This is a genomic window from Mesorhizobium sp. M8A.F.Ca.ET.208.01.1.1 (assembly GCF_004791315.1).
Taxonomy (GTDB): domain Bacteria; phylum Pseudomonadota; class Alphaproteobacteria; order Rhizobiales; family Rhizobiaceae; genus Mesorhizobium.
In genome coordinates, this window is sequence record NZ_SRUT01000349.1 from 1 (window position 1) to 293 (window position 293).

General features: G+C 63.1%; 1 pseudogene. It reads left to right on the forward strand.

The annotated features are described in order from the left end of the window. Window positions 1-142 precede the first annotated feature (142 nt). Window positions 143-293: pseudogene (locus EN851_RS35605) on the forward strand (Atu4866 domain-containing protein); the annotation flags it as partial.

The following is a 293-nucleotide window of genomic DNA, read 5'->3' on the forward strand; positions in this document are numbered from 1 at the left end:
GGCGGATCAGCCGCCTCAACGGAAAGGTCGTCGCATTCGACGGACGATCGCAACTCGGTTGGGCCTGCGTCGACGGCGCGTGGAAGATCCGTCAGGAGCTGAACTACGCGCGGGTGGTCAAGCCGGAGGATATTGCGCACTACTATCGGCAGAAGGCGCAAGGTAAATGAGCGCTACCCATCCTTACATCGGCGTGTGGGTTACGGCAGACGGCCACATCCGGCATGAACTCCTGCCGACCGGGCGTTATGTCGAGGCACGCGGCAATCGTGAGCGGGCCTACGAGGGGCGCT